This is a genomic window from Marinibaculum pumilum (genome assembly GCF_042646425.1).
Classification (GTDB): domain Bacteria; phylum Pseudomonadota; class Alphaproteobacteria; order Ferrovibrionales; family Ferrovibrionaceae; genus Marinibaculum; species Marinibaculum pumilum.
Genome location: NZ_JBHRTR010000031.1, coordinates 262,355 through 284,454, shown reverse-complemented (window position 1 = coordinate 284,454; position 22,100 = coordinate 262,355). Strand labels below are relative to the sequence as shown.

At 69.7% G+C, this 22,100-nt stretch carries 18 protein-coding genes and 1 tRNA gene; 7 read left to right on the top strand and 12 right to left on the bottom strand.

What is annotated here, in order from left to right:
- Positions 1–95: 95 nt before the first annotated feature.
- Positions 96–1,322 carry an MFS transporter gene (locus tag ACFOGJ_RS18780; RefSeq protein ID WP_379903364.1) on the bottom strand — a complete coding sequence of 409 codons (1,227 nt, stop codon included), beginning with the start codon at positions 1,320–1,322 and terminating at the stop codon, positions 96–98.
- A 76-nt stretch (positions 1,323–1,398) separates the two neighbouring features.
- A complete protein-coding gene (locus ACFOGJ_RS18775) occupies positions 1,399–1,896 on the bottom strand; it encodes a PaaI family thioesterase (RefSeq protein ID WP_379903362.1) in 498 nt (165 codons plus the stop codon).
- Positions 1,897–2,030: 134 nt separating this feature from the next.
- Between ACFOGJ_RS18775 and ACFOGJ_RS18770 the strand changes: the two genes are divergently transcribed.
- Positions 2,031–2,945, top strand: coding sequence for a LysR family transcriptional regulator (locus ACFOGJ_RS18770; RefSeq protein WP_379903360.1), 915 nt, complete (start codon positions 2,031–2,033; stop codon positions 2,943–2,945).
- Here ACFOGJ_RS18770 and glmS read toward each other — a convergent pair.
- Positions 2,932–4,755: a glutamine--fructose-6-phosphate transaminase (isomerizing) gene (gene glmS / locus ACFOGJ_RS18765; RefSeq protein WP_379903358.1), complete on the bottom strand. Its 1,824-nt coding sequence runs from the start codon at positions 4,753–4,755 to the stop codon at positions 2,932–2,934. The genes ACFOGJ_RS18770 and glmS overlap by 14 nt on opposite strands.
- A gap of 1 nt (position 4,756) precedes the next feature.
- On the bottom strand, positions 4,757–6,103 hold the full coding sequence (gene glmU / locus ACFOGJ_RS18760; protein WP_379903356.1) for a bifunctional UDP-N-acetylglucosamine diphosphorylase/glucosamine-1-phosphate N-acetyltransferase GlmU: 1,347 nt from the start codon (positions 6,101–6,103) through the stop codon (positions 4,757–4,759).
- 231 nt (positions 6,104–6,334) lie between these two features.
- Between glmU and gph the strand changes: the two genes are divergently transcribed.
- The gene (gene gph, locus ACFOGJ_RS18755) at positions 6,335–7,072 is read left to right on the top strand and encodes a phosphoglycolate phosphatase (RefSeq protein WP_379903354.1); all 738 of its coding nucleotides are present in this window, start codon (positions 6,335–6,337) and stop codon (positions 7,070–7,072) included.
- On the opposite strand, the gene ACFOGJ_RS18750 is transcribed toward gph, so the two are convergent.
- On the bottom strand, positions 7,003–8,298 hold the full coding sequence (locus tag ACFOGJ_RS18750) for an O-antigen ligase family protein (protein WP_379903352.1): 1,296 nt from the start codon (positions 8,296–8,298) through the stop codon (positions 7,003–7,005). The two genes, gph and ACFOGJ_RS18750, sit on opposite strands and share 70 nt — an antisense overlap.
- 235 nt (positions 8,299–8,533) lie before the next feature.
- Between ACFOGJ_RS18750 and ACFOGJ_RS18745 the strand changes: the two genes are divergently transcribed.
- Positions 8,534–8,609 (top strand) — tRNA-Val (locus ACFOGJ_RS18745).
- 100 nt (positions 8,610–8,709) lie between these two features.
- On the opposite strand, the gene ACFOGJ_RS18740 is transcribed toward ACFOGJ_RS18745, so the two are convergent.
- Entirely contained in the window at positions 8,710–9,948 is a 1,239-nt protein-coding gene (locus tag ACFOGJ_RS18740; RefSeq protein ID WP_379903350.1) for a multidrug effflux MFS transporter, read from the bottom strand.
- A 159-nt stretch (positions 9,949–10,107) separates the two neighbouring features.
- Entirely contained in the window at positions 10,108–11,862 is a 1,755-nt protein-coding gene (locus ACFOGJ_RS18735; protein ID WP_379903348.1) for an HWE histidine kinase domain-containing protein, read from the bottom strand.
- Positions 11,863–12,261: 399 nt separating this feature from the next.
- On the opposite strand from ACFOGJ_RS18735, the gene ACFOGJ_RS18730 reads away from it, so the two are divergent.
- The 3 genes from ACFOGJ_RS18730 (at position 12,262) to ACFOGJ_RS18720 (ending at position 15,262) form a co-directional block, all read left to right on the top strand.
- Positions 12,262–13,713, top strand: a complete 1,452-nt coding sequence (locus ACFOGJ_RS18730) for a YcjX family protein (protein ID WP_379903346.1) — start codon at positions 12,262–12,264, stop codon at positions 13,711–13,713.
- Positions 13,710–14,726 carry a TIGR01620 family protein gene (locus ACFOGJ_RS18725; protein ID WP_379903344.1) on the top strand — a complete coding sequence of 339 codons (1,017 nt, stop codon included), beginning with the start codon at positions 13,710–13,712 and terminating at the stop codon, positions 14,724–14,726. Before ACFOGJ_RS18730 ends, ACFOGJ_RS18725 begins: the two co-directional genes overlap by 4 nt.
- Positions 14,727–14,821: 95 nt before the next feature.
- Positions 14,822–15,262 carry an acyl-CoA thioesterase gene (locus tag ACFOGJ_RS18720; protein ID WP_379903342.1) on the top strand — a complete coding sequence of 147 codons (441 nt, stop codon included), beginning with the start codon at positions 14,822–14,824 and terminating at the stop codon, positions 15,260–15,262.
- A 240-nt stretch (positions 15,263–15,502) separates the two neighbouring features.
- On the opposite strand, the gene ACFOGJ_RS18715 is transcribed toward ACFOGJ_RS18720, so the two are convergent.
- A complete protein-coding gene (locus ACFOGJ_RS18715) occupies positions 15,503–17,698 on the bottom strand; it encodes an ATP-binding protein (RefSeq protein ID WP_379903340.1) in 2,196 nt (731 codons plus the stop codon).
- Positions 17,699–17,808: 110 nt separating this feature from the next.
- Between ACFOGJ_RS18715 and ACFOGJ_RS18710 the strand changes: the two genes are divergently transcribed.
- On the top strand, positions 17,809–18,696 hold the full coding sequence (locus ACFOGJ_RS18710) for a diguanylate cyclase (RefSeq protein WP_379903338.1): 888 nt from the start codon (positions 17,809–17,811) through the stop codon (positions 18,694–18,696).
- 51 nt (positions 18,697–18,747) lie between these two features.
- Here the strand turns inward: ACFOGJ_RS18710 and ACFOGJ_RS18705 are convergent, their stop codons facing one another.
- From ACFOGJ_RS18705 to upp, 4 genes are all read right to left on the bottom strand, one after another.
- On the bottom strand, positions 18,748–19,824 hold the full coding sequence (locus ACFOGJ_RS18705; RefSeq protein ID WP_379903336.1) for an alpha/beta hydrolase: 1,077 nt from the start codon (positions 19,822–19,824) through the stop codon (positions 18,748–18,750).
- The gene (locus ACFOGJ_RS18700) at positions 19,821–20,450 is read right to left on the bottom strand and encodes a uracil-DNA glycosylase family protein (protein WP_379903334.1); all 630 of its coding nucleotides are present in this window, start codon (positions 20,448–20,450) and stop codon (positions 19,821–19,823) included. The genes ACFOGJ_RS18705 and ACFOGJ_RS18700 overlap by 4 nt, the downstream gene beginning before the upstream one ends.
- Positions 20,451–20,532: 82 nt before the next feature.
- Positions 20,533–21,423 (bottom strand): hypothetical protein, encoded by an 891-nt coding sequence (locus tag ACFOGJ_RS18695; RefSeq protein ID WP_379903332.1) that lies wholly within the window; start codon positions 21,421–21,423, stop codon positions 20,533–20,535.
- A 45-nt stretch (positions 21,424–21,468) separates the two neighbouring features.
- The gene (upp, locus tag ACFOGJ_RS18690; RefSeq protein ID WP_449288595.1) at positions 21,469–22,083 is read right to left on the bottom strand and encodes a uracil phosphoribosyltransferase; all 615 of its coding nucleotides are present in this window, start codon (positions 22,081–22,083) and stop codon (positions 21,469–21,471) included.
- Between the last annotated feature and the right edge of the window lie 17 nt (positions 22,084–22,100).

Sequence of the window (22,100 nt, the reverse complement as noted above, 5' to 3'; positions counted from 1 at the left end):
CGGGAGCGGCGGGCATTCTTGCGCCGCGCCCGGACCCGGGTCAACGGCCCCGGCCTGAATGCACCGCGACCTCTCGGCTCAGGCGCCCCGCGGGCTCAGGCGGCGGCCGGCGCCCGCCGCAGCGCGCGATCGTCGATCGGCAGGTTGATCAGGCCGGCCGCCAGCCCCAGCACGACGGAAAGCCACCAGACGATCTGGTAGGAGCCGGTCTCGTCGAACAGCAGGCCGCCCAGCCATGCGCCCAGGAAGGAGCCGACCTGGTGGCTGAAGAAGACGATGCCCGCCAGCATGCCGAGATAGCGCACGCCGAAGATCTGTCCCACCACGGCGGTGGTAACCGGCACGGTCGACAGCCACAGGAGGCCCATCACCGCGGCGAAGATGAAGGTGGAGGCGACCGACAGCGGGGTCAGGACGTAGACCGCGATCACGACCGCCCTGCCGAAATAGATCGCCGACAGGATGTAGGGCTTGTGATAGCGCCCGCCCAGCATGCCCGCACCGAAGGAGCCGATCACGTTGAACAGGCCGACGATCGCCAGCGCCCAGGCAGCGGTGCCCGCGGAGAGGCCGCTGTCGCGCAGGTAGGTCGGCAGGTGGGTGCCGATGAAGGTGACGTGGAAGCCGCAGACGAAATAGCCGCCGGTCAGCAGCCAGTAGCCGCGATGACGCATCGCCTCGCCCAGGGCGATCCGCCAGCTGGCGGCGGAATCAGCGCCGCCGCCCTCGCTGCGGCCGGCGAGCGGCAGGGCCAGCGGCACGATCAGCAGGGTCAGGGCGCCCAGCAGCAGCACCGCCGTCTGCCAGCCATAGGCGGTGATGAAGCCCTGTCCCAGCGGCAGCAGGGTGAACTGGCCGAGGGAGGCGATGGCGGTGCAGATGCCGAACGCCAGACTGCGGCGTTCCGGCGGGAAGGCGCGTGCGACCGCCGCCAGGACGACCGAGAAGCTGGAGCCGGCGATGGCGAGGCCGAGCAGGAAGCCGCCGGTCACTGTGATCTCCAGCGGCGTCGTGCTGGCCTGCATCAGGTACATGCCGGCGGCATAGAGCAGGCCCGACACGATGATCGTGCGCGCCGCACCGTAGCGGTCGGCGATCGCCCCGGTGAAGGGCTGCGCCAGCCCCCAGAAGATGTTCTGCACCGCGATCGCGAAGGCGAAGACCTCCCGCCCCCATCCCATCGAGCCGGAGATGTCGTCCAGGAACAGCCCGAAGGTCGCGCGGGTGCCGATCGACAGAAGCAGGATGACGGCGCCGCAGGTGATCACCAGCGCCGGCACCCGCCACCACGGCAGGGCCCGCGCGGCCAGGCTCTCGGTCATGATCGTCTCGCTCCCCCTCGGCTGCCGTCGCCGCCAGATGGCGGCGCGGGCCCGATCCTGATTGGTGCCGCGGATGCTACTCCGACACTGCCGCCGGCGGCAGCGGAAAGACCAGGCAGGTGGTCGACCCCGTGGCATAGAGGCGGCCGTCGGCGCCGGTCAGCCGGCCTTCCGCCACCGCCAGCTGGCGGCCGACATGCACTACCGTTCCCACCGCGCGCACCTCTCCGGTCTGCGGCGTCATGGCGCGGATATAGTTGATCTTCAGCTCGGCCGTCGTATAGCCGATCCCCGGCTCCAGCCGGGTGTGGACGGCACAGCCCATCGCCGAATCCAGCAGGGTCGCGGCCAGACCGCCATGCACCGTGCCCAGCGGGTTGCAGTGGCGGGCGCCCGGCGTGCAGGCGAACTCCGCCTCGCCCGGATCGAAGCGGGCAGCGGCAAAGCCGACGGTCTCGCCGATCGCGGCGCCTGCCCCTGCCTCGAAGATGGTCCGCAGATAATCCAGCCCGGACATCTGGCGCATCGTTGCCGGGTCCAATCCGCCCGGCCCCTCTGTCCTGGTCTCTGTCATGCCTGCTGCCACTCCGGTCCGGATGCGATGGAATGCGCCGCAGGCTACGCTCTCCACTGACGTATAGGAATTCGACAAGATCGGGTAGAAGCCATACGAATTTGCATGGCTTGTGAGACGGTGGGGATGGAACCATGCGCTGGGACAGACTTCAGATCCTGCATGCGGTAGCCGAAGCCGGCAGCCTCAGCGACGCTGCCCGCCGCCTGCACCTGAGCCAGCCGACGGTGAGCCGCCAGATCGCCGCCCTGGAGCGGGAGACCGGCACGCGGCTGCTGCTGCGCGGGGTCGGCGGCACAATCCTCACGCCGGCCGCGGAACAGCTGGTGGCGGATCTCGGCCTGATGGGCCGTGCCGCGGAAAGCCTGTCCCGCCAGCTGGACCGCGGCGGACGGATCGGCGGCCGGGTCCGCATCACCGCGACGGAGGGGCTCGCCATCGCCTGGCTGGTGCCGCAGCTGCCGCTCCTGCAAAAGGTGCTACCGGCGCTCGCGCTGGACGTGATCGTGGAGAACCATTCTCTCGACCTGGCGCGCCGCGAGGCCGACATCGCCATCCGCCTGCACGAGCCGGACGACCCGGATCTCTCCGGTCGTATGGTGGCGGAACTGGGGATCGGGCTCTATGCCGCCGCCGGCTACCTGGCGGCGGGCCCGGCGCCGCAGCGCCTCGCCGACCTGGCCGGCCATCCGCTGATCGGCTTTCCCGACCGGGCGCAGTTCTTCTGGCAGCATCGCTGGCTGTCCGAACAGCTGCCCACGGGCCTCCAGCCGCTGCGCTCGAACTCCCTGCTCACGCAGGCCGCCGCGGCCGAAGCCGGCCTGGGGATCGCCCTGGTCGCCCATGTGGTGGCGCAGCGCTTCCCCGCCCTGCAGCCGGTGCTGCCGGGTCTCGACATCCCGCGGCTGCCGATCTGGCTGGTGGCGCATATGGACCAGCGGCGCAGCCAGCCGACCGCTTCCGTGTTCGACAGGCTGGCGGAGCGGTTCGCGGCGACCCGCGCTGAACTTGCCGGAAGCGACAGGGCCGCGGCGCCTACTCCACCGTGACCGATTTCGCCAGGTTGCGCGGCTGGTCGACGTCGGTGCCCTTCTGCAGCGCCACGTGATAGGCGATCAGCTGGATCGGTACGGCGTAGAGGAGCGGCGCCGCCAGCGGGTCGATGGCCGGCATCACGAAGCTCTCCACGCCGGGGCGGTCCGCCTCCTCCGCGCCCTCGGCGTCGGTGAACAGCAGCACCCGTGCGCCGCGCGCCAGCACCTCCTCCATGTTGGACAGGGTCTTCGGGAACAGCGCATCGCGCGGCGCCACCACGATCACCGGCATGGAGCCGTCGATCAGCGCGATCGGCCCGTGCTTCAGTTCGCCCGCGGCATAGCCCTCGGCATGGATGTAGGAGATTTCCTTCAGCTTCAGCGCCCCCTCCATCGCCAGCGGGTGCGACATGCCGCGGCCGATGTAGAGGACGTTGCGGGCCGGCGCGATGGTCTCCGCCAGGGTGACCAGCTGCTGCTCGCGACCGAGGATGTCGTTGATCCGCGACGGCACCTCGGACAGTGCCTGGACAAAGGCGCTTTCCCGCGCCTCGCCGAGCACGCCACGGGCGCGGCCGATCGCCATCGCCAGGCAGGCCAGCGCGACCAGCTGGCAGGTGAAGGTCTTGGTGGCCGCCACGCCGATCTCCGGCCCGGCCATGGTCAGCAGCACGTCGTCCGCCTCCCGCGCCATGCTGCTTTCGGCGACGTTGGTGATCGCCAGTGTGTGGGCGCCCGCCGACTGCGCCTGGGCCATGGCCCCCAGGGTGTCCGCCGTCTCCCCCGATTGGGAGACGAAGACGCCGAGCTCGGTTCCCGACATCGGCACGGCGCGGTAGCGGAGCTCCGACGCGACATCCCAAGAGGTGGGGATGCCGGCCAGCCCCTCGATCCAGTGCCGTGCGGTCAGCGCGGCGAGCGCCGCCGTGCCGCAGGCCGACAGCTGGACCCGCCGGATCGCCGACAGGTCGACGTTCAGGTCCGACAGGGCGACCCGGCCCGCGGCGGCGTCGATCATGCGATGCAGGGTATAGCCGATGACGGTCGGCTGCTCGTGGATCTCCTTGTGCATGAAATGGGCGTGGTTGCCCTTGCCCACCAGCGCACCGGAATAGGCGGACTGGGTGAAGGGCCGCTCGACCTCCCGCCCCGCGGCATCGTGCACCCGGGCCCCGTCAGCGCGCAGCGCGACCCAGTCGCCATCTTCCAGGTAGGAGATCCGCTGCGTCACCGGCGCGAGGGCCAGGGCATCGGAGCCCAGGAACATCTCGTCGCGTCCCCAGCCGATCGCCAGCGGGCTGCCGCGTCGCGCGCCGATCACCAGGCCGTCATGTCCGGCGAAGATCATCGCCAGAGAGAAGGCGCCCTCCAGCCGCGCCAGCATCGCCGGCACCGCCTCTTCCGGTGTCGCGCCCTCGCGCAGCAGCGCGGTCAGCAGCAGGGCCGCCACCTCGCTGTCGGTCTCGCTTTCCGGCTGCAGGCCCCGGTCGACGACCTCCTGCCGCAGGCTGCGATAGTTCTCGATGATGCCGTTGTGGACCAGGGCGACCCGGTCCGTGGCGTGCGGATGCGCATTGCCTTCGCTCGGCCGGCCATGGGTGGCCCAGCGGGTATGGCCGATGCCGGTCGTACCGGCCAGCGGCGCAGTGCGCAGCACCTCGGCCAGGTTGTCGATCCGGCCGGCAGCGCGGCGGCGGTCGATGCCGCCATCGACCAGGGTCGCCACCCCGGCGGAATCATAGCCGCGATATTCCAGCCGGCGCAGCCCTTCCAGCAGGAAGGGCACGGCCTCGTTCGGTCCGGTGATAGCGACGATGCCGCACATCTCAGCTCTCCTTGCCAGTGTTGCTTCGGCTGCGGCGGAACCGCGCCGCGCCGTCGGGGATGTCGGCCTGCCGCCCGCGGGCGATGGCCATCGCATCCTCCGCCACGTCGCCTGTTATCGTGCTGCCGGCTGCCACCAGGGCGCCCGCGCCGATCCGCACCGGCGCCACCAGGGCGGCGTTGGAGCCGATGAAGGCCCCGGCGCCGATCTCCGTCCGGTGCTTGGCGAAACCGTCATAGTTGCAGGTGATGGTGCCGGCCCCCAGATTGGCCTCCGCCCCGACGACTGCATCGCCGACATAGGACAGGTGGTTCACCTTCGCGCCGCGGCCGATGCTGGCGGCCTTCACCTCCACGAAATTGCCGATGCGTGCCTCCTCCGCCACCTCGGTGCCCGGGCGGAGCCGCGCGAACGGCCCGACGGTCACGCCGCGCGCCAGATGCGCCCCCTCGATATGGCAGAACGCCTTGATCCGGACCTCGTCCTCCACCGTGACCCCGGGGCCGAACACGACGTTCGGCTCCACCACCACGTCGCGGCCAAGGCTGGTATCGGCGGCGAACCAGACCGTTGCCGGATCGACCAGGGTAGCGCCGCCGGCCATTGCCGCCGCGCGGCAGCGGTCCTGGAAGATGCCCTCCGCCACCGCCAGGTCGGCGCGGGTATTGATGCCCTGGAGTTCGTCGGCCGGCGCCTCGAACGGATGCACGGACAGACCTGCCGCGCGGGCATCGGCGACCACGTCGGTCAGATAGACCTCGCCCTGGGCATTGGCATCGCCCAGGCCGTCCAGCAGGCGGAACAGCTGCGGCGCCGGCGCCGCGAGCGGCCCGGCATTGCACAGATCCACAGACAGCTGCGCCGGGGTGGCGTCGCGGGCCTCCACGATGGCCTCGACCTGGCCGTCCGGCCCGCACAGGACGCGCCCATAGGCGCCCGGCTCCGGCGGCCGGAAGGTCAGCAGGGACAGGCCGCCGGCCTGCCGCGCCTGCAGCAGCCCGGCCAGTGTGTCGACGGTCAGCAGCGGCGTGTCGCCATACAGCACCAGCACCGGCCCGGCATGCCCCTCCAGCGCCACCGCCGCCGCGCGCACCGCATCGCCGGTGCCGCGTGGCGGATCCTGCACCACCGTCTCCACGCCGTGGCGGGCGCAGAGCGCCGCAACCGCATCCATGTCGCGGCCCAGCACGACGATGCGGCGGCCGGCCTCCAGCCGGCGCGCCGCATCCAGGACATGGTCCAGCAGGGAACGCTGGCCGACCGGATGCAGTACCTTCGGCATGTGCGAGCGCATGCGGGTGCCGCGCCCGGCGGCAAGGATCACGACGGCAAGGGTCTCTGAGGTCATGGGCGGTCCGCGATGATGGGGGAGACGGCTGAACGATCGGTGAAAGGGGCAGGTTCCGGCAATCCGGCCCGGCCGGCAGGCGGTGCAATCGGGGTTGACGGGGCGGTGCCCGCCGGGCTTGCTGGCACCGGTCCGGCCATCGCCCGCGGCGACCCACACGGATCTACCGAAACAAGACCGGTTTACCGAATCAAAGGCTGTTTCTGAATGCTACCAAAGGACGGCGCCGACATGCCGGCCAGGCCCGGCCAGCCCCAAGACACCGGCTGGGCAGGCGGCTGGCCGCGGGCCCTGATCTTCGACCTGGACGGCACCCTGGTCGACAGCGCACCGGACCTGACCGCCGCGCTGGACCATGTGCTGGCGACCTATGGTCGCCCGCCGCGGGGGCTGGACGAGGTCCGCCACATGGTCGGCGATGGCGCAAGGGTCTTGCTGGAACGCGGCTTCGCGGCCACCGGCGGTCCGCCGCCCGACGGCATCGACGCCGCCATGACCCGGTTCCTGGACTATTACCGCGCCCATATCGCCGACCATGGCCGGCCCTTCCCCGGTGTCGTGGAGCAGATCCGGCGGGCCCGCGCCGCGGGCTGCCGGATCGCCGTCTGCACCAACAAGACCACCGGCCCCACCACCCTGCTGCTGGATGCGCTGGACCTGCAGGGGCTGGTGGACACGACCGTCTGCGGCGACACCCTGCCCACCCGCAAGCCGGACCCGGCGATGGTGAGCGAATGCCTGCGCCGCTTCGATGTAACGCCGGACCAGGCGGTCATGCTGGGCGATTCGCACAACGACGTGGCGGCCGCCCGCGGCGCCGGCGTGCCGGTGGTGGTTGTCACCTTCGGCTATACCGCCATCCCGCCGGCGGAGCTGGGCGGCAATGCCCTGCTGGACCGCTACGACGACCTGCCCGAGGTGCTTGCCGGGATGCGCTCGGTGATGCCGTCCGAAGTGCCTGCCGGCTGAATTGCGCGGGCGGACGGATCGCGGTCGGCGACCATCCGCCGCGCCAGCACGACGGCCGCCACGGCCAGCCAGGCGGCATTGAGCCACCAAGTCTGCCAGATGCCGAAGCTGAGGCTGGCGATTACCGTCCATGAGACCAGCGTGGCAAGGGCCATGGCGGTCCCCGGCGGGTCCCAGGCCATGCGCCAGATCAGCCGCAGCACGCCGAACATCAGGAACGCGACCGCAACCAGTCCGATCACGCCAAGTTCCAGCCAGACCTGCAGCGGCATGCTGTGTGGGTGAAGTGGCAGCCGCTGGCCGCCATTGCCTGTCACCAGCGGCACCTGCCGGGTCGGCGACACGAGCTGGCCGCCGATCCTGCGCGAGGCGTCGAAGCCGAAGCCCTCAAGCGGCCGCTCCGCGATATGGTCGGCGGTATAGCGCCAGATCTGCAGCCGGTGCGTCCAGCTGTCGGGCAGGCGGCCGGCCGCCGCGGTGGCGACCTCCCCTGGCGGGGCCAGGAACAGGAGCGCGCCCATCGCCAGGCCCACAAGCACGGCGCCGGTGCAGGTCAGGACGATCGCGATCCGGGGCCAGAGCAGGGCCAGCCCGCCCGCCGCAGCGGACGCCACCAGCGCCATCTTCGTCGCGCCCATCGGCAGGTACAGCAGGACCGCCGCGACCAGCGCCAGAAGCAGGACCGCGAGGAGCCGCCGGCGCTGCTGGAACCACAGCAGGTAGACCGCCGGCCAGGCCAGGAAAAGCATCATCGGCATGCCCCGGGCGATATTGTTGAGGAACAGGAAATCCGGCCCCTCATAGTCCGGCGGCTGGGCCAGCATGCGGCGGGTATAGGGGAAATCCAGCAGGATCTCCGCCGCCGCCAGCAGCGCGACCAACAGGACCGACAGCGGCAGGAACAGGCCCATGCGGCGGGCCGCAGGCGGCGGCGTCAGGCACAGGCCGCGCACCACCAGCACGCCGATCGCCATCGTCGCGCCCAGCTGCAGGCCGGAGATCAGGTCGTCCTGCGGCTGCAGCGACCAGAAGGCGGAGGCGGAAGCCCAGAACACAAGAAAGGCCATGGGCAGCCACCAGTAGCGCTGTCGCAGCCGGGTCAGGCCCGGCAGGCTCTGTGTCACCCGCGGCAGGTAGAACAGAGCCAGCAATGCCAGAAGCGGGGTCAGGCCATTGCTGGCATAGACCAGAATCGGCGCCAGAAGCAGCAGGGCTGCGGGAATCACCACCGGCTCCAGCCGCCAATGCCAGCGGAGGAGCCAGGCCAGGACAGGGCCGACCGGTTCCGGCAGCGCGGCCGCAACAGCGTCCGACGGCCGGTCCCTCGTCCCTGGTTCACGAAGCTGGTTGACAATCATGCGGCCGTCTCATTATACGCATCGCCTCGCCCGGTCACGGGCGAATTTTCGCTGCCGGCCCCGTCCCGACCTTACCGTCGCGGCAAAGGGCCAGTTCTGCAGCGGGCGATTAGCTCAGTTGGTAGAGCGTTCCGTTCACATCGGAGAGGTCACTGGTTCGAGTCCAGTATCGCCCACCACCCTTCGCCCCCCAGAAATTCGCCCCGAGAAAGTCCCTTGGCGGGCTTCGGGCGGCAAGCCACCCAGTCTCCATCACGCGCATGACGCACGCCGGCACGATCAGTCCGGTCGCGCCGCCTGGCCGTCGCCCTGGCCCGCCGCACCGCTGGGCGGCGCCCAGGGGAGCAGCACCATCAGTCCACCGGCGAGCGCGGCGAGGCCGCCGGCGATGATCATGACCCCGAGCTCCCACCCGGTCCGCACGGCGAATTCCGCCACCAGCAGGGTGCCCAGGGCACCGCCGCCCATCTGGCAGAAGGTCTGCAGGCCCGAGGCCGCGCCGGCGATCCGCGGATAGACGCTGAGACCGCCGGCAAAGGCATTCGGCATCGAAAGGCCATTGGAGAAGCCGAAGGCGATCATCGGCAGCGCGATCGCATAGGGGCCGCCGACGCCCAGGTCCAGGCCCACGATGGCCGTGCCGGTCAGCAGGATGCCGATGCAGCCGGCCAGGATCATCCGTTCGATGCCGAAGCGGCTGGTCAGCCGGCTGCACACCCAGCTGCCCGTGACGAAGCCGATCGGCGGACAGGCGGCGAAGAAGCCGTAGAGTTCGGCCGGCACGCCATGGACGCTGATCAGCACGATCGGCGCCGCCGCGGTGAAGGCATAGAAGCCGACCGCACCGCCGCCGACAGACAGCGCATAGCCGATGAAGGGCGGCGCAGTCAGCAGCAGGCTGTAGCTGTGGGCGAACTGCCGGACCACCCCCGGCGCGACCTGCCGGCGGTCGACCGTTTCCGGCAGCACCCAGATCGCCATCAGCAGCAGCAGCGCGCCCCAGCCGGCCACGAAGACGAAGCTGGATTCCCAGCCGAACAGAACCTGCAGCTGCCCGCCCAGCAGCGGCGCCAGCGCCGGGCCGGAGGCCACGACGATGCCCAGGATCGCCATCGCGCGGGCCGTACGTTCCCGGTCGTAGATGTCGCGGACCACGGCGCGGCCGACGATCATGCAGGCGCAGGCGCCGACGCCCTGCACCATGCGGGCGAGCTGCAGGGTCAGGATCGTGTCCGACAGCGCGCAGGCCACGCCGGAGAGGGAGAACAGCACGAGGCCGCCGATCAGGGTCGGTCGCCGGCCCAGCCTGTCGGAGATCGGGCCGATCAGCAGGGTGCTGACCGCGAAGGCCAGCAGATACAGCGTCATGCTGTGCTGCACGGCGCCTTCGCCGACCCCCAGAGCAAGGGCGATCGCCGGTATCGACGGCACGTAGATGACCGAGGCGAGGACGCCTAGGGCCACCGACAGGGTCAGCAGCGAGAATGTCGCGGGATGATGAGGGACGCGGGTTGTCATCGGGATCCGGGATCGGCGACCGCGGCGGGCCGCGCAACGGGGCCGGAGCGGACAGGCTGGATCGACTTGCGCTCGGATGGACTCATCCGAGCGGAAATAAGTCGATCGATTTCAACGAGATAGAGCATCTTCTCTGCGTCCGGCCGGACGCAGGATGCCCTAGCCGAACAGGCCGCGATCAGGCTGCAACAGGTCCGCGGGCATGTCCAGGCGCCAGGTCACGCCGGCCGGATCGAAGTCCGTTTCGACCTTCGCCTTCAGGGACTGTGCCGCCAGACGCTCGATCACCACCGTCCCGAAGCCCGAGCGACTGGGTGGCGACACCTTCGGACCACCGCGCTCCGCCCAGACGAATTCCAGCCGCCGCTCGCCCGCCTCGTCGCGCAGCCGCCAGGTGACGCCGATCCTGCCGTCCTCGCGGCTGAGGGCACCGTACTTGCTGGCATTGGTGGCCATCTCGTGCAGCGCCAGCCCCAGGTTCTGCGCCGCATCGGCGCTGAGCTCCAGATCGGGACCGTCCAGCGCGATGCGCGGCAGATCCTCGCCGTCGAAAGGGGCGAGCTGGGTCGCGATCAGCTGCCGCAGGCCCGCCGCCTGCCAGTTCTGCTCGCCCAGCAGGCTGGTGGAGCGGGCCAGGGCCTGCACCCGCTCGTTGAAGGTCGGCGCGAAATCCGCCAGCGACTCGGCATTCGCGGAGGTCTGCCGCGCCATTGCAGACACGACGGCCAGCTGGTTCTTCGCCCGATGCGACAGTTCCCGCATCAGCAGGTGTATGCGTTCCTCCGCCGCCGCACGTTGCCGGCTGGCCGCGGCAAGCGCGTCGGCGACCTCGTTCGCCTCCCGCACAGGGGACTCGAACGAGGCGACCCGTTCGCCCTGCCCCAGCGCGCGGGCATTGCGCATCAGGCGGCGGATCGGCGCCGCAATATGGCGACCGTACCAGAGGGACAGGATGAAGGTGGCGCCCAGAATCAGCAGCCCGGCAAGGATCAGCAGCTGCAGCGACTCACGAAGCGGCTGTTCGACCACCGACTCCGACGCCCATACCGTGACCCGCCAGCGCGACAGGGGCACCGTTTCGACGGAGACCAGGTAGCGTTCGCCGTCGCGGGTCACATAGGTCGGGCCGCCGCCGCCATCGAGATCCGAGAGGCCCTGGGTGAACTTCTCGATCTCGCCGATGCTGCCCTCGCCCGAGCCGGCGACCAGTTGCCCGCTGCGGTCGGTCAGGCTGATCGACCAGCCTTCCGCCAGGCGCTGTTCGTCGATCAGGGCCTGCAGGTCGCTGGCATTCTTCGTCAGGATCAGCGCGTAGCGGCGATTGTCCGCCAGTTCCAGCGGCGAGACGACATTGAACACGAAGGACTGCGAGACCGTACCGAAGAACAGGTCCGACACCACCAGCCCGCCGGTACGCAGCGCCTCTGTCGCGGATTCGGGGTCGGCGGTGTGCGGCAGCGGCGTGCCGTAGGGCACACGGGTGTTCAACAGCTGCTGATAGGCGTCGTCGACCAGGATGAAATAGGTGCCGCTGCCCCGCAGGGCCGCATGGGTGCGGGCGTGGAAAGCCTCGTAGTCGGCCTCCTGCAGGGCGTTCGCGCTGGCCAGGACGCGCAGGGTGATCATCATCCCCTCGACCGCCCTGTCGATCCCGCTGCTCACCGACCGCGCGGTGGATGCGGCGATCGCCTCCGTCGCCTGGCGTTGTGCGCCATCGAAACGGAAGACAAGGTAGCCCGCGAAGATGATTGCCGGCAGGGCGGCGGCAGCACCCAGAATCAGCAGATGCAGGGAGATCGGCCGCTCCCGGCCCGGCCGCTGCAGCAGGCGGCGCCAGCGCCGGCGGCCGGCGTCGGATCGCGGCTTGCCGCCGAGGACTGCCGTCTCGGGGCTATCGAGATTGGTTGTGGGCATCCCGTCGAGGCTACTTCAGCGTCCGAAGGGCCACAACAAGTGAAAAAACCGCGGCCAGATAGGATGGCGCACGACGTAAGGGAAGAATTTGCACCTGGCACCCCATCGGTCAGGAAAAGCCGGCACCGCCGACGCCCTGCCCTGCGTCGGCGTGGAATACAGGCGTTGCAATCGCCGGTCCGGCTACGAAATAGAAGCGTCGTATCAATCGCACCCCCTTCTACAACCGGCCCGAACTTAGGTTAAATTCTCGCATATGCCAGTGACAAATTTCCGCGCTGCCGCGCAGCGGGTCAAGCCGACTGGAGCGGTAACGATGCACCGCGCCATGGAGTTCCCGGTCCGGCCGGACCCGGATGCCGCCGGAGCGCAGGCAGACGACGGATCGGGGCCGCGCGCGTGACCGTGCTGGACCGCCTCGGCCGGCAGATCGACAACGGCCTGGAAGCGGCACGGGACGGTGTGGAACAGGCCTTCCAGCAGAACCTGCGCATCGGCGTGACCGGACTGGCGCGCGCGGGCAAGACGGTGTTCATCACTTCGCTGCTGCGCAACCTCCTGCACCGCGACCGGCTGCCCGGCCTGCACGCGGTTGCCGAAGGCCGGATCGAGGCGGCCCGCCTGAACCCGCAGCCCGACCTGACCCTGCCGCGCTTTCCGTTCGAGGCCCATCTCGCCATGCTGGCCGGCGACGATCCGGCACACGCGCAAGCGCAGGGCGGCGACCCGGCCGCCTGCTGGCCACCCGGCACCACCAATATCAGCGAGATCCGCCTCTCCCTGCGCTATCGCCCCGGCTCCTGGCTGGCGCGGCAGTTCGGCGAGACCCGCACCCTGCATCTCGACATCGTCGACTATCCCGGCGAATGGCTGCTCGACCTCACCCTGCTGCGGCTGGACTATGCGGAATGGTCGGCGCGGCTGTTGGCGGACGCGCAGTCGGCGGATGCGCGGCCGGCCGCCAGTGCCTTCCTGGCCGCCATGGCCCAGGCCGATCCGGAGGCCGAGGCGACCGACGCGGCGGCCGAGGCGCTGGCACAGCCATTCCGGCGCTACCTTCAGATCCGGCGGGAAAATGCCGGCGCCCCGCTGGCGATGACGCCGGGGCGCTTCCTGCTGCCAGGCGACCTCGCCGGCTCGCCGGTGCTGACCTTCGCCCCGCTGCCGGACAGCGCGGGCGGCGGCAGCCGCCGCAACAGCCTGCGGGCCCTGATGGCACGGCGCTACGAGGGCTATCGCCGGCAGGTGGTCGAACCCTTCCTGCGGGAGCAGTTCGGGCGGCTGAACCGGCAGATCGTCCTGGTCGACACCCTGAGCGCCCTGGCCGCAGGCGGCGCGCGCCTCGACCAGCTTTCGCAGGCGCTGGACGAGGTGCTGCAGGTGTTCCGCCATGGCCGGCCGTCCTGGCTGTCGCGGCTGTTCGCGCCACGCATCGACCGCATCGCCTTCTGCGCGACCAAGGCGGACCATGTCCCGGACCCGCTGCGGCCGGATCTGCGCCGTCTGACCGAGAATCTCTGTTTCGGCAGCAGCAACCGGATCCGCTATGAGGGTGCCGAGACCGCCGTCTTCGCCCTGGCGGCGATCGCCGCCACCGGCGAGGCCTGGCGCGAGGTCGGCGGCGAACGCCGGCGCTGCGTCGCGGGCCCGGCTGAGGGTTATCGCGGCACCACCCTGTTCTTTCCCGGCGCGATACCGACCGACCCCGCCGCGCCGGCGGCGCGGACCGGCTTCGACGGTCCGGTGCCCCGCTTCCTGCCGCCGCCGGGCATGGTTGCGGCGGGGCGCGGCCTGCCGCATCTGAACATGGACCATATGCTGCAATTCCTGATCGGGGACGCCCTGACGTGACGAGCGAGAGGATCCCGCCCGCGGCCGCGGACGACAGGCCGTCCGGCAGGGCGCAACCGGGTGCCACCACCTTTTCCGGCGAGGAGCGGATCGACTGGATCGTCCGGCCGGCGGAGCGTGAGGCTCCGGCACTGGGCCTTCCGGCGACCGCCGGCGCAACGGATCTCGCCGCTGCGCCCGGCGCGGGCAGCGGCACCGCCGGTTGGTTCCTGGCCGCCGCTGCCGCCCTTGTGCTGCTGTTCCTGGGGGTCGATGTCGCGACCGGCCTGCGCGACCTCTACCAGATCGAACCGGCCCTGGGCTTTGTCGGCGGCGGCCTGCTGGCGATCGCCTGCGCGTCGCTCTCGCTGCTGGCGTTCCGGGACCTGAAGGCCTGGCTGCGGTTCGGGCGCGCCGACGGCTGGCGCAGGCAGGCGGCAGAGGCCCTGGCGGCGGAGGATCCCGGCCGCATCGCGGAGATCGCCAGGCGCCTGTCGCATGTCCTGCCGGTCGATACCGATGCCGACCGCCTGGCCGGCCTCAGCGGCCTGTCGGCGCAGGATGCGCTGTCGGCGGCGGAAGGCATGCTGCTGCGGGAGGCCGACGACCGCGCCCTGCGGGAAACCGCCGTCGCGGCCCGGTCGGCGGCGATCGCCAATGCGATCAGCCCCTATGCCGCTTTCGACATGGCCTTCATGCTGTGGCGCAGCATGCGGCTGGTGCGCGGCATTGCCGCCGCCTACGGCATGCGGCCCGGGCCGCTGACCAGCTGGCGGATCGTGCGCCGCGCCTTCGCGACAGCCGTCACCGCCGGCGCCACGGAGGGGCTCAACCACATGGTCTCCGACATGGTGGGCGGCGCCGCCGCCGCGATCGGCACCAAGGCCGGCCAGGGGGTGCTCGCCGGCCTGCTGACCGTGCGGCTGGGCCTGGCGGCGATGGACCAGTGCCGGCCGCTGCCCTTCACGGCGCGCCGGGAGCCGCGGATCCGCGACGTGGTGCGCCAGATCACCGGGGCGCTGCGCAGCCTGTAGGCCGCCTGCCACAGCCTTGCCGCCGGGCGGCGCCGCCGCTAAACAGCCGCTTCCCGCGCATCAGCCGACGATCCAGGACCGACAGGAGAACGTGCATGGCCCGTGCCGAGTTCAATTTCTGCTTCCCCTTCCGCGTGCGCTACAGCGAGATCGACGGGCAGAAGGTGGTGTTCAACGCCCACTACCTGACCTACTTCGACACCGCGATCACCGAATATTTCCGCGAACTCGGTTACGACTACATGGCACAGGTGGAACGCACCGGCACCGACTTCCATACCGTGCGTACCCTGGTCGACTACAAGCGCCCGATCCTGTTCGACGACGAGATCGAGGTGCATGTGCGCACCGCACGGATCGGCCGCTCGAGCATCGGCTTCGCCGTCGAGATTCATCCGCAGGGCAAGGACGACCTCTATGCCAGCGGCGAGGTGGTCTGGGTCAATACCGACCAGACGAGCCACAAGTCGGCCCCGGTCCCGGAGGAGCTGGTTCCCCTGCTGGAAGGCTTCGAGAAAAAGGGACTGCGCGGCTGACCGTGAGTTCTCTATTTTTTTGAAACCGATCAACCTCCTGACGCTCGGATGAGTCGCTCCGAGCGCAAGTTGATCTAGAGCGTTCCCAGCTCAGGTGGAAGCGGTCACCCGACCACGATGGTCATCCCGGACTTGATCCGGGATCCATTCCGCCAGCCGTGGGGCATCTGAACGGCATGCGGAATGGGTTCTCGGGTCAAGCCCGAGAACGAGAACTTTTCTATCAAAGATGGGACCGTTCTAGGCCGCTCCTGCCGGGCGGTAGCGGCTCAGCGCCTCCAGACTGGTGCGGCAGAGATCGGCGAAGGCGGCGATGTCCGCCTCGGTCAATTCTTCTCCCGCCAGAAGACGCGCCTCGTAGTCGCGACTGCATTCGCTGAGCTGGAGCAGGCCCGCATTCCCGGCTACGGACACCAGGCGATGGAAAGCCTGGACCGCATCCTCGGGCAATGGCGCGACCACCAGCCGGTCCCGCTCCGCCGCAATGGCTGACTCGGCACCGGCAAGCAGGTTCGCCACTTCCTGGCCGGACATGAACTGTTCGAGTTGCATCAGGCGATCCAGGTCCATGAGGGGAGACACGGAGGGGGCGACAGCGGCGCCCCTCCGGTCGGTCGCAGCCCTGCCTGGCCACTGACGCCCGGTTGGCGTCTCCCCGGATCGAATGAAGTGCCGGGAAGGACTGTTTCGGCCGGCGGCCAAGGTCTGGATCGTCGACAGCAGGATTTCGCGCTCCAGCGGCTTTGTCAGAAAGCCGTCCATGCCGGCAATCTGGCAGGCCTCGGCATCCGCGCGGGAGACATGGGCCGTCAGTGCCACGATTGGCACCGGATTCACCTGCAGGGCCTGTTCCCTGGCACGGATCTCGCGGGTTGCCTTGTAGCCGTCCATCACCGGCATGCGGATATCCATGAGGATCAGATCGTAGTCCGCTTGTGCGGTCATCGCGACGGCTTTTGCGCCATCGTCGGCGACCTCTACATGGCAACCCGCCTTCACCAGCATGGCGCGAACGATGTCTGCGTTCATCAGCGTATCGTCGACCACCAATACATGCAGGCCGGCGAGCGATTGCAACTCCTCTGTCGCCGCTCGCGCCGACGCCGACGCCGTCGCTTCCGCCTCTTCGGAAAGCTCCGCACAGGGAAGCCGCAATGTGAAGGTGCTGCCCTGATCGACCTCGCTAATGAGGTCGATCCGCCCCCCCATGGAGCGGACGATTGTCGTCACGATGGCCAATCCCAGGCCGGTGCCGGGAGCGGGCGCGGATTGCAGCCGCTCGAATGCCTGGAATATCCGGTCCCGGTCCGCTTCGGCGATCCCCACGCCGGTGTCCTGGATCGCGATCGAGAGTTCTTCATTGGCGCGGTCGAAATCGAGCGTAAGCAGAACCTCGCCGCTGGGCGTGAACTTGATCGCGTTGGTAAGAAGGTTGCTGATCAGTTGCGCAACACGGTCGCCGTCGATCGACACCAGGTGTGGGAATCTCGCCGGGATCTCGAGGCGCAGTGCCAGACCCCGTTCCGCAGCAAGGCTCTCATGCATGGTTAAGCTATGCCTCGCCACGTCTGCGACGGCCGTCGGCTTGGCAACCACGGACAGATGCCCGGCCTGGATCTTGGCATAGTCCAGGACATCATCGATCAGGCTGAGCAGGGAACCGGCAGCCGCGGTAAGACGGGTCAGGCGCTGGCTTGCTTCCTGTGACAGCGCCTCGTCGGACAGGAGTTGAGCATAGCCGATCACAGAGTTGAGCGGTGTACGGATTTCATGACTCATCGCGGCAATGAAGCGGCTGCGGGCATCCAGGGCGGCACGGGCAGCCGATTCGCTCTGCCGCAGGTGCCGGACCAGCATGCGTCGCCGCCGCTCCATCAGCAGCAGCATGGTGATCAGCCCCACGCCCAGAAGGTTGCCGGCGGCAACCAGGGGGCCAAGCTGGCGGTACAGCCGCCAGGCGAGGTCCTGGTCAGGCAGCAGAAACAGCACCGACAGGCCGAGAAACGTAAGACCGACAGTCGCGCCGATTGTCGGCCAGAGCGTCAGATTTCGCCCAGTGGTCTTGAGCAGGTGGTAGACTAGGCTCCCGCCGGCTGCATAGCAGGCCAGCGCCAGGATACCGATCCACATCCCGGCCCCGCCGATGATCGCCCTGGCCGTCACAGCGCACAGGGCTGCAACTGCTGCTGCCGGAGAGCCACCGACCATGCCGGCGACGAGAACCGGCGCGGCACGCACATCGAATATCACCCCGGGCGCGACCTCGATCGCGGCAAACATCACCAGCACGGAGGCAAGACCCATCACCGCGCCGAGGAACAGGCGGTCTCCGAACCGTTCTCGCCATCCCAATTGGCCGGGCAGGCTGATATAAGCAATCAGGACCAGTGCCAACAGCGCGGCGTTCTGGATCAGGCCGTATAGAATGCCGAGCATGGAACACTGCACCGTGGGACAGGATTGGCACTGCACGCCGCGAGGAACGCGAAACGTTAGTTTCGGGTAAGAGTATCGCCGTGAGCCAGCACAATTTCGAGTGACTGTCGATGGATCAAACCCAAACCCGCTTCCTGGTCGTCGAGGATGAGCCGAGCAGTGCAACCATCCTCCAGGCCGTCCTGAATTCCTTCGGCAGTACGGTCGTGGCGGCGAGCGCGGCGGAGGCCATGCAGGCGCTGGAGGGATTCACTCCCGACACGATACTGCTCGATATCTCGCTGCCGGACATGGATGGTCACGCCCTGTTGGCAGAGATTCGCAAACTTCCGGGGCTCCGGCAGGTCCCGGTCATCTTCGTGACCGCGAAGAACGCGCCCAAGGACCAGGTGCGCGGGCTCGACCAGGGAGCTGTGGACTATATTGTGAAGCCGGTGGAGCCGCTCGTGCTGCAGGCCCGCATGCGGCACCACGTCCAGCGGCTGGCCGATGAGCGGCGGATGCGCCGCCTCGCCGACTATGACGATCTGACCGGCCTGCACAATCGGCGGCGCTTCCTGGAGATTCTTTCGGTCGAGATGGAACGCGCCCGCCGTTATGGCCGGTCCCTGTCGTTCATCACGTTCGATCTCGATCACTTCAAGGCCGTGAATGACGACCATGGCCATGATGTCGGTGACGCGGTCCTCGCCGCCGTGGGCGCTGTCTTGCAGCGGCGCCTGCGAAACGCCGATCTCAGTGGTCGTCTGGGTGGCGAAGAGTTCGCCGTTCTCCTGCCCGAAACGGGCCAGGAGGGCGCGCTTTGCGTGGCCGAGAAGCTGCGCAGGGACATTGCCGACCTGTCCATCGCCGGTGGTGGAGGTGAGGTCCGGCCGACGGCAAGCTTCGGGCTCTCCACCCTTGTGACCGATGACGACATCGACAGCCTGCGGAAACGCGCGGACGAAGCGCTCTACGCCTCGAAGGAAGCCGGCCGAAACCGGGTCACCACAGGCTAGCTGGGGGTTCTGGAGCGGACCCGGAGAGCGGTCGTCAGGACCTGTGTCGCCTCAGCCTCCCCGGTCGGGGGCACGCGCACGGTCGCGCAGCATCCAGTCGGCGGTGTCGTCCCACACCACCTGGGCGCCGAGGTCGCGGAACAGCAGGTGCCAGCCTTCGGGATAGAGGCGGTGATCGGCATCCTCCGGCAGGCGCTCGCGCATCCGCTCGACCGGGCCCGGCGGCACGATCTCGTCCTTCTCGCCGTACAGGGTCATCACCGGCACGTCGATGCTGCCCGATGCCGCCAGCGCGGCGTCCATCAGGTTGACCAGGCCCCAGACCGCGTCGGTCCGGGTGTACTTGATCGCCAGCGGGTCCCGCCAGAGCTGGCGCAGGATCGCGACATTGTCGCTGGCCTGGCGGCGCAGGCCGCTGCCGGACACCGGGTGCCATGGCAGGGTATGCGCAGCGAACCAGAGCCCCCAGCGGTAGACCGGCGGCATCGTGGAGCGGCCCCAGACCGCCGGGGCGGACAGGATCGCCCCGGCCACCGGCGGGTCGCCGGCCGCCTGCCGGAAGCGCGCACTTTCGCTGCCGAACGACGCCAGGATCACCGCGCCGCCCATGCTCTCGCCCACCAGATAGAGGGGCAGGTCCGGATGGGCGGCTCGTACCGCGGCGGCGACCGACCAGAGATCGGCGGTCATCCGCTGCCAGCCGGGCCAGATTCCTCGATGCGGTGAACGGCCGAAACCGCGCTGATCGTAGGCATAGGTCACCAGCCCGTGCTTCGCCCAGGCCTGGCCTGGCAGCTCGAACGCCCGGCTGTAGTCGTTGAAACCGTGCAGCGCCACGACGACCGCCTCGGCCGGCCCATCCTCCGGCTGCCAGCGGCGATAGGGCAGTTCCGTGCCGTCCGGCATCGTGAAATGGCCGTCCTCCAGGCGCCCGGGACCGGGCCGGGTCGGCGGCGGCACCATTGCTTCCACAAGGTCGGCCCCGGCACCGCCTGCGGCCGTCGCCGCCGGCGGCTCCGCAGCCGGCTGATACAGCGGTCCGGGCGGCTGCACCTTCGGCGCGCAACCGGCGGCCAGCGCCAGCGCCACGAGCAACAGGCCGGTCCGGCACAGCATCGCCGCCGTCATGCGGCCTCCTCCAGCAGCAGGCCGACACGGCGGCGCAGCTCCGGCAGCACTTCGGCCGCGAACCAGCCGTGCCGGCGCAGCCAGGCATTGTTGCGCCAGCTCGGATGCGGCAGCGGCAGGAAATCCGGCAGATAGTCGCGCCAGTGACGCACGGTCTCCGTCAGGCTCTGCCGGCGGCGGCGGCCCAGATACCATGCCTGGGCATACTGGCCGATCAGCAGGGTCAGGCGGACCTGCGCCAGCCAGGGCGACAGGCGCTCCCGCCAGGCTGGTGCGCATTCCCGCCGGGGCGGCAGGTCGCCGCCCCGCGCATCCTGGCCCGGAAAGCAGAATCCCATCGGCAGGATGGCGATGCGGCCGGCATCGTAGAAGGTGTCCCGATCGACATCGAGCCAGTCCCGCAGCCGGTCGCCGGAGGGGTCGTTGAAGGGGATGCCGGTCTCATGCACCCGGGTGCCCGGTGCCTGGCCGCAGATCAGGATGCGCGCCCGCGGTCGCAGCCGCAGCACCGGCCGCGGCGGATGGCCGAGGGATCCGGCGCAGATCCGGCAGCCCTCGATCTCCTGAAGCAGGGCATGAAGTCCCGCGGGATCGTCCCTCTCCTGCCATGCCTGATCCGCAGCCAATGTTCTCCCCAATGATACCGTCCGACAGGTTCGGGCCCCCATGCCTGCCTCATGCCCGCAACCAGGGCCGTGGTGGCCCGGCTCAATCCCAGGTGAACGGAAACCGGTCGCCCCAATGACGGGCCATTGCGGCGGCGGTGGCGACCCAAAGATCGGGGCCGGAAGCCAGCTCTGCAAGCATCGCCGCGAACGCCTCGGCCTCGTCCGGCCGGCCCAACCGGTCGGGATCGACCTCCAGCCGCAGGCATTGCGGACGGGCCGGCGCTTCCGCCCTGCCCCGCGCCAGGGCGCGCGCCATAGCGGCCGCACCGCGCCCCGCCAGCGGCGTTGCCGGCAGGACCAGCAGCGGCCTGCCCGCGGCAAGCTGCCAGTAGGGCAGATCGTCGTCGGCGGCATCCGTGTCATAGAGAAAGCCGCCGGCCGCAACCAGGGTCTTGCGGCCGTCCGGGTGGCGGGACAGGGAGCGCCAGCCGACCGGCGCCGTCCCGGTCACCCTGGCCAGGCGGTCGCGCAGCCGTCCGATCGCCGCCTGTCCGCCCGCCAGATCGGCGGCGCTGCCCAGCAACGCCACCTCCTGGCCATCGGCGACAAGGCCGGCGGCGAAGGCCGGCAGGCGTTCCGCAAGGCTCGGGGCCAGGAACCAGGTGGCCGGAAGGTGGTGCTGGCGCAGCAATTGACGCAGGCGATGGATGCCCACCCGGCTGCCATACCCGGTGCTGCGCCGGCGGCGCACGCCGGCCCGGCGCGCCCGTTCGAAGCCTCGCTCCGGGCTGTCGGTGGCGGCCGCCACGCCGTGCGAGGCGGCCTCAGCTGCGCCCCTGACACTGTCGGGGGCGGCATCAGGGGCTGCATCGGGAACGACGATCGACAGCTGTACCGCCAGCCCGCTGCCGGCCGGCCATGCCGGATCCGGACGGGAGCAGCCATAGCCGACAGGGTCGACCGGATAGTCATGCAGGTCGGCGCCGGTCATCCCGATCCTCCGGCCGCAACGCTGGCGGCCCTATGATCGCCCTGCTCAGCGCGTGCCGTAGATGCGGTCCCCGGCATCGCCCAGGCCCGGCACGATATAGCCGTGGTCGTTCAGCCGCTGGTCGAGGGCTGCGGTGAAGATCGGCACTTCCGGGCAGTTTTCCTTCATCACGGCGACGCCTTCCGGGGCGGCCAGCAGGCAGACGAAGCGCAGGCGGCTGGCGCCGGCCTCCTTCAGCTTCGCGATCGCCGCAGCGGCGGAATTGCCGGTCGCCAGCATCGGGTCGACAACGATGCAGAGCCGGTCCGACAGGTCGCTGGGCACCTTGAAGTAGTATTCGACCGGCTTCAGGGTCTTGGGGTCCCGCCACAGGCCGACATGCCCGACCCGCGCCGAGGGGACCAGGTCGAGCATCCCGTCCAGAATGCCATTGCCGGCGCGCAGGATGGAAATGAAGCAGAGCTTCTTGCCCGCCAGGACCGGCGCGACCATCGGCGCGACCGGCGTCTCGATCTCCTCCATCGTCAGCTCGAGCTCGCGGGTCACCTCGTAGGCCAGCAGCAGGCTGAGTTCGCGGACAAGCTGCCGGAAACTCGCCGTCGAGGTCTCGCGGCGACGCAGCAGGGTCAGCTTGTGCTGCACCAGCGGGTGCGAGACCACGGTCAAGTGGCCGCGTT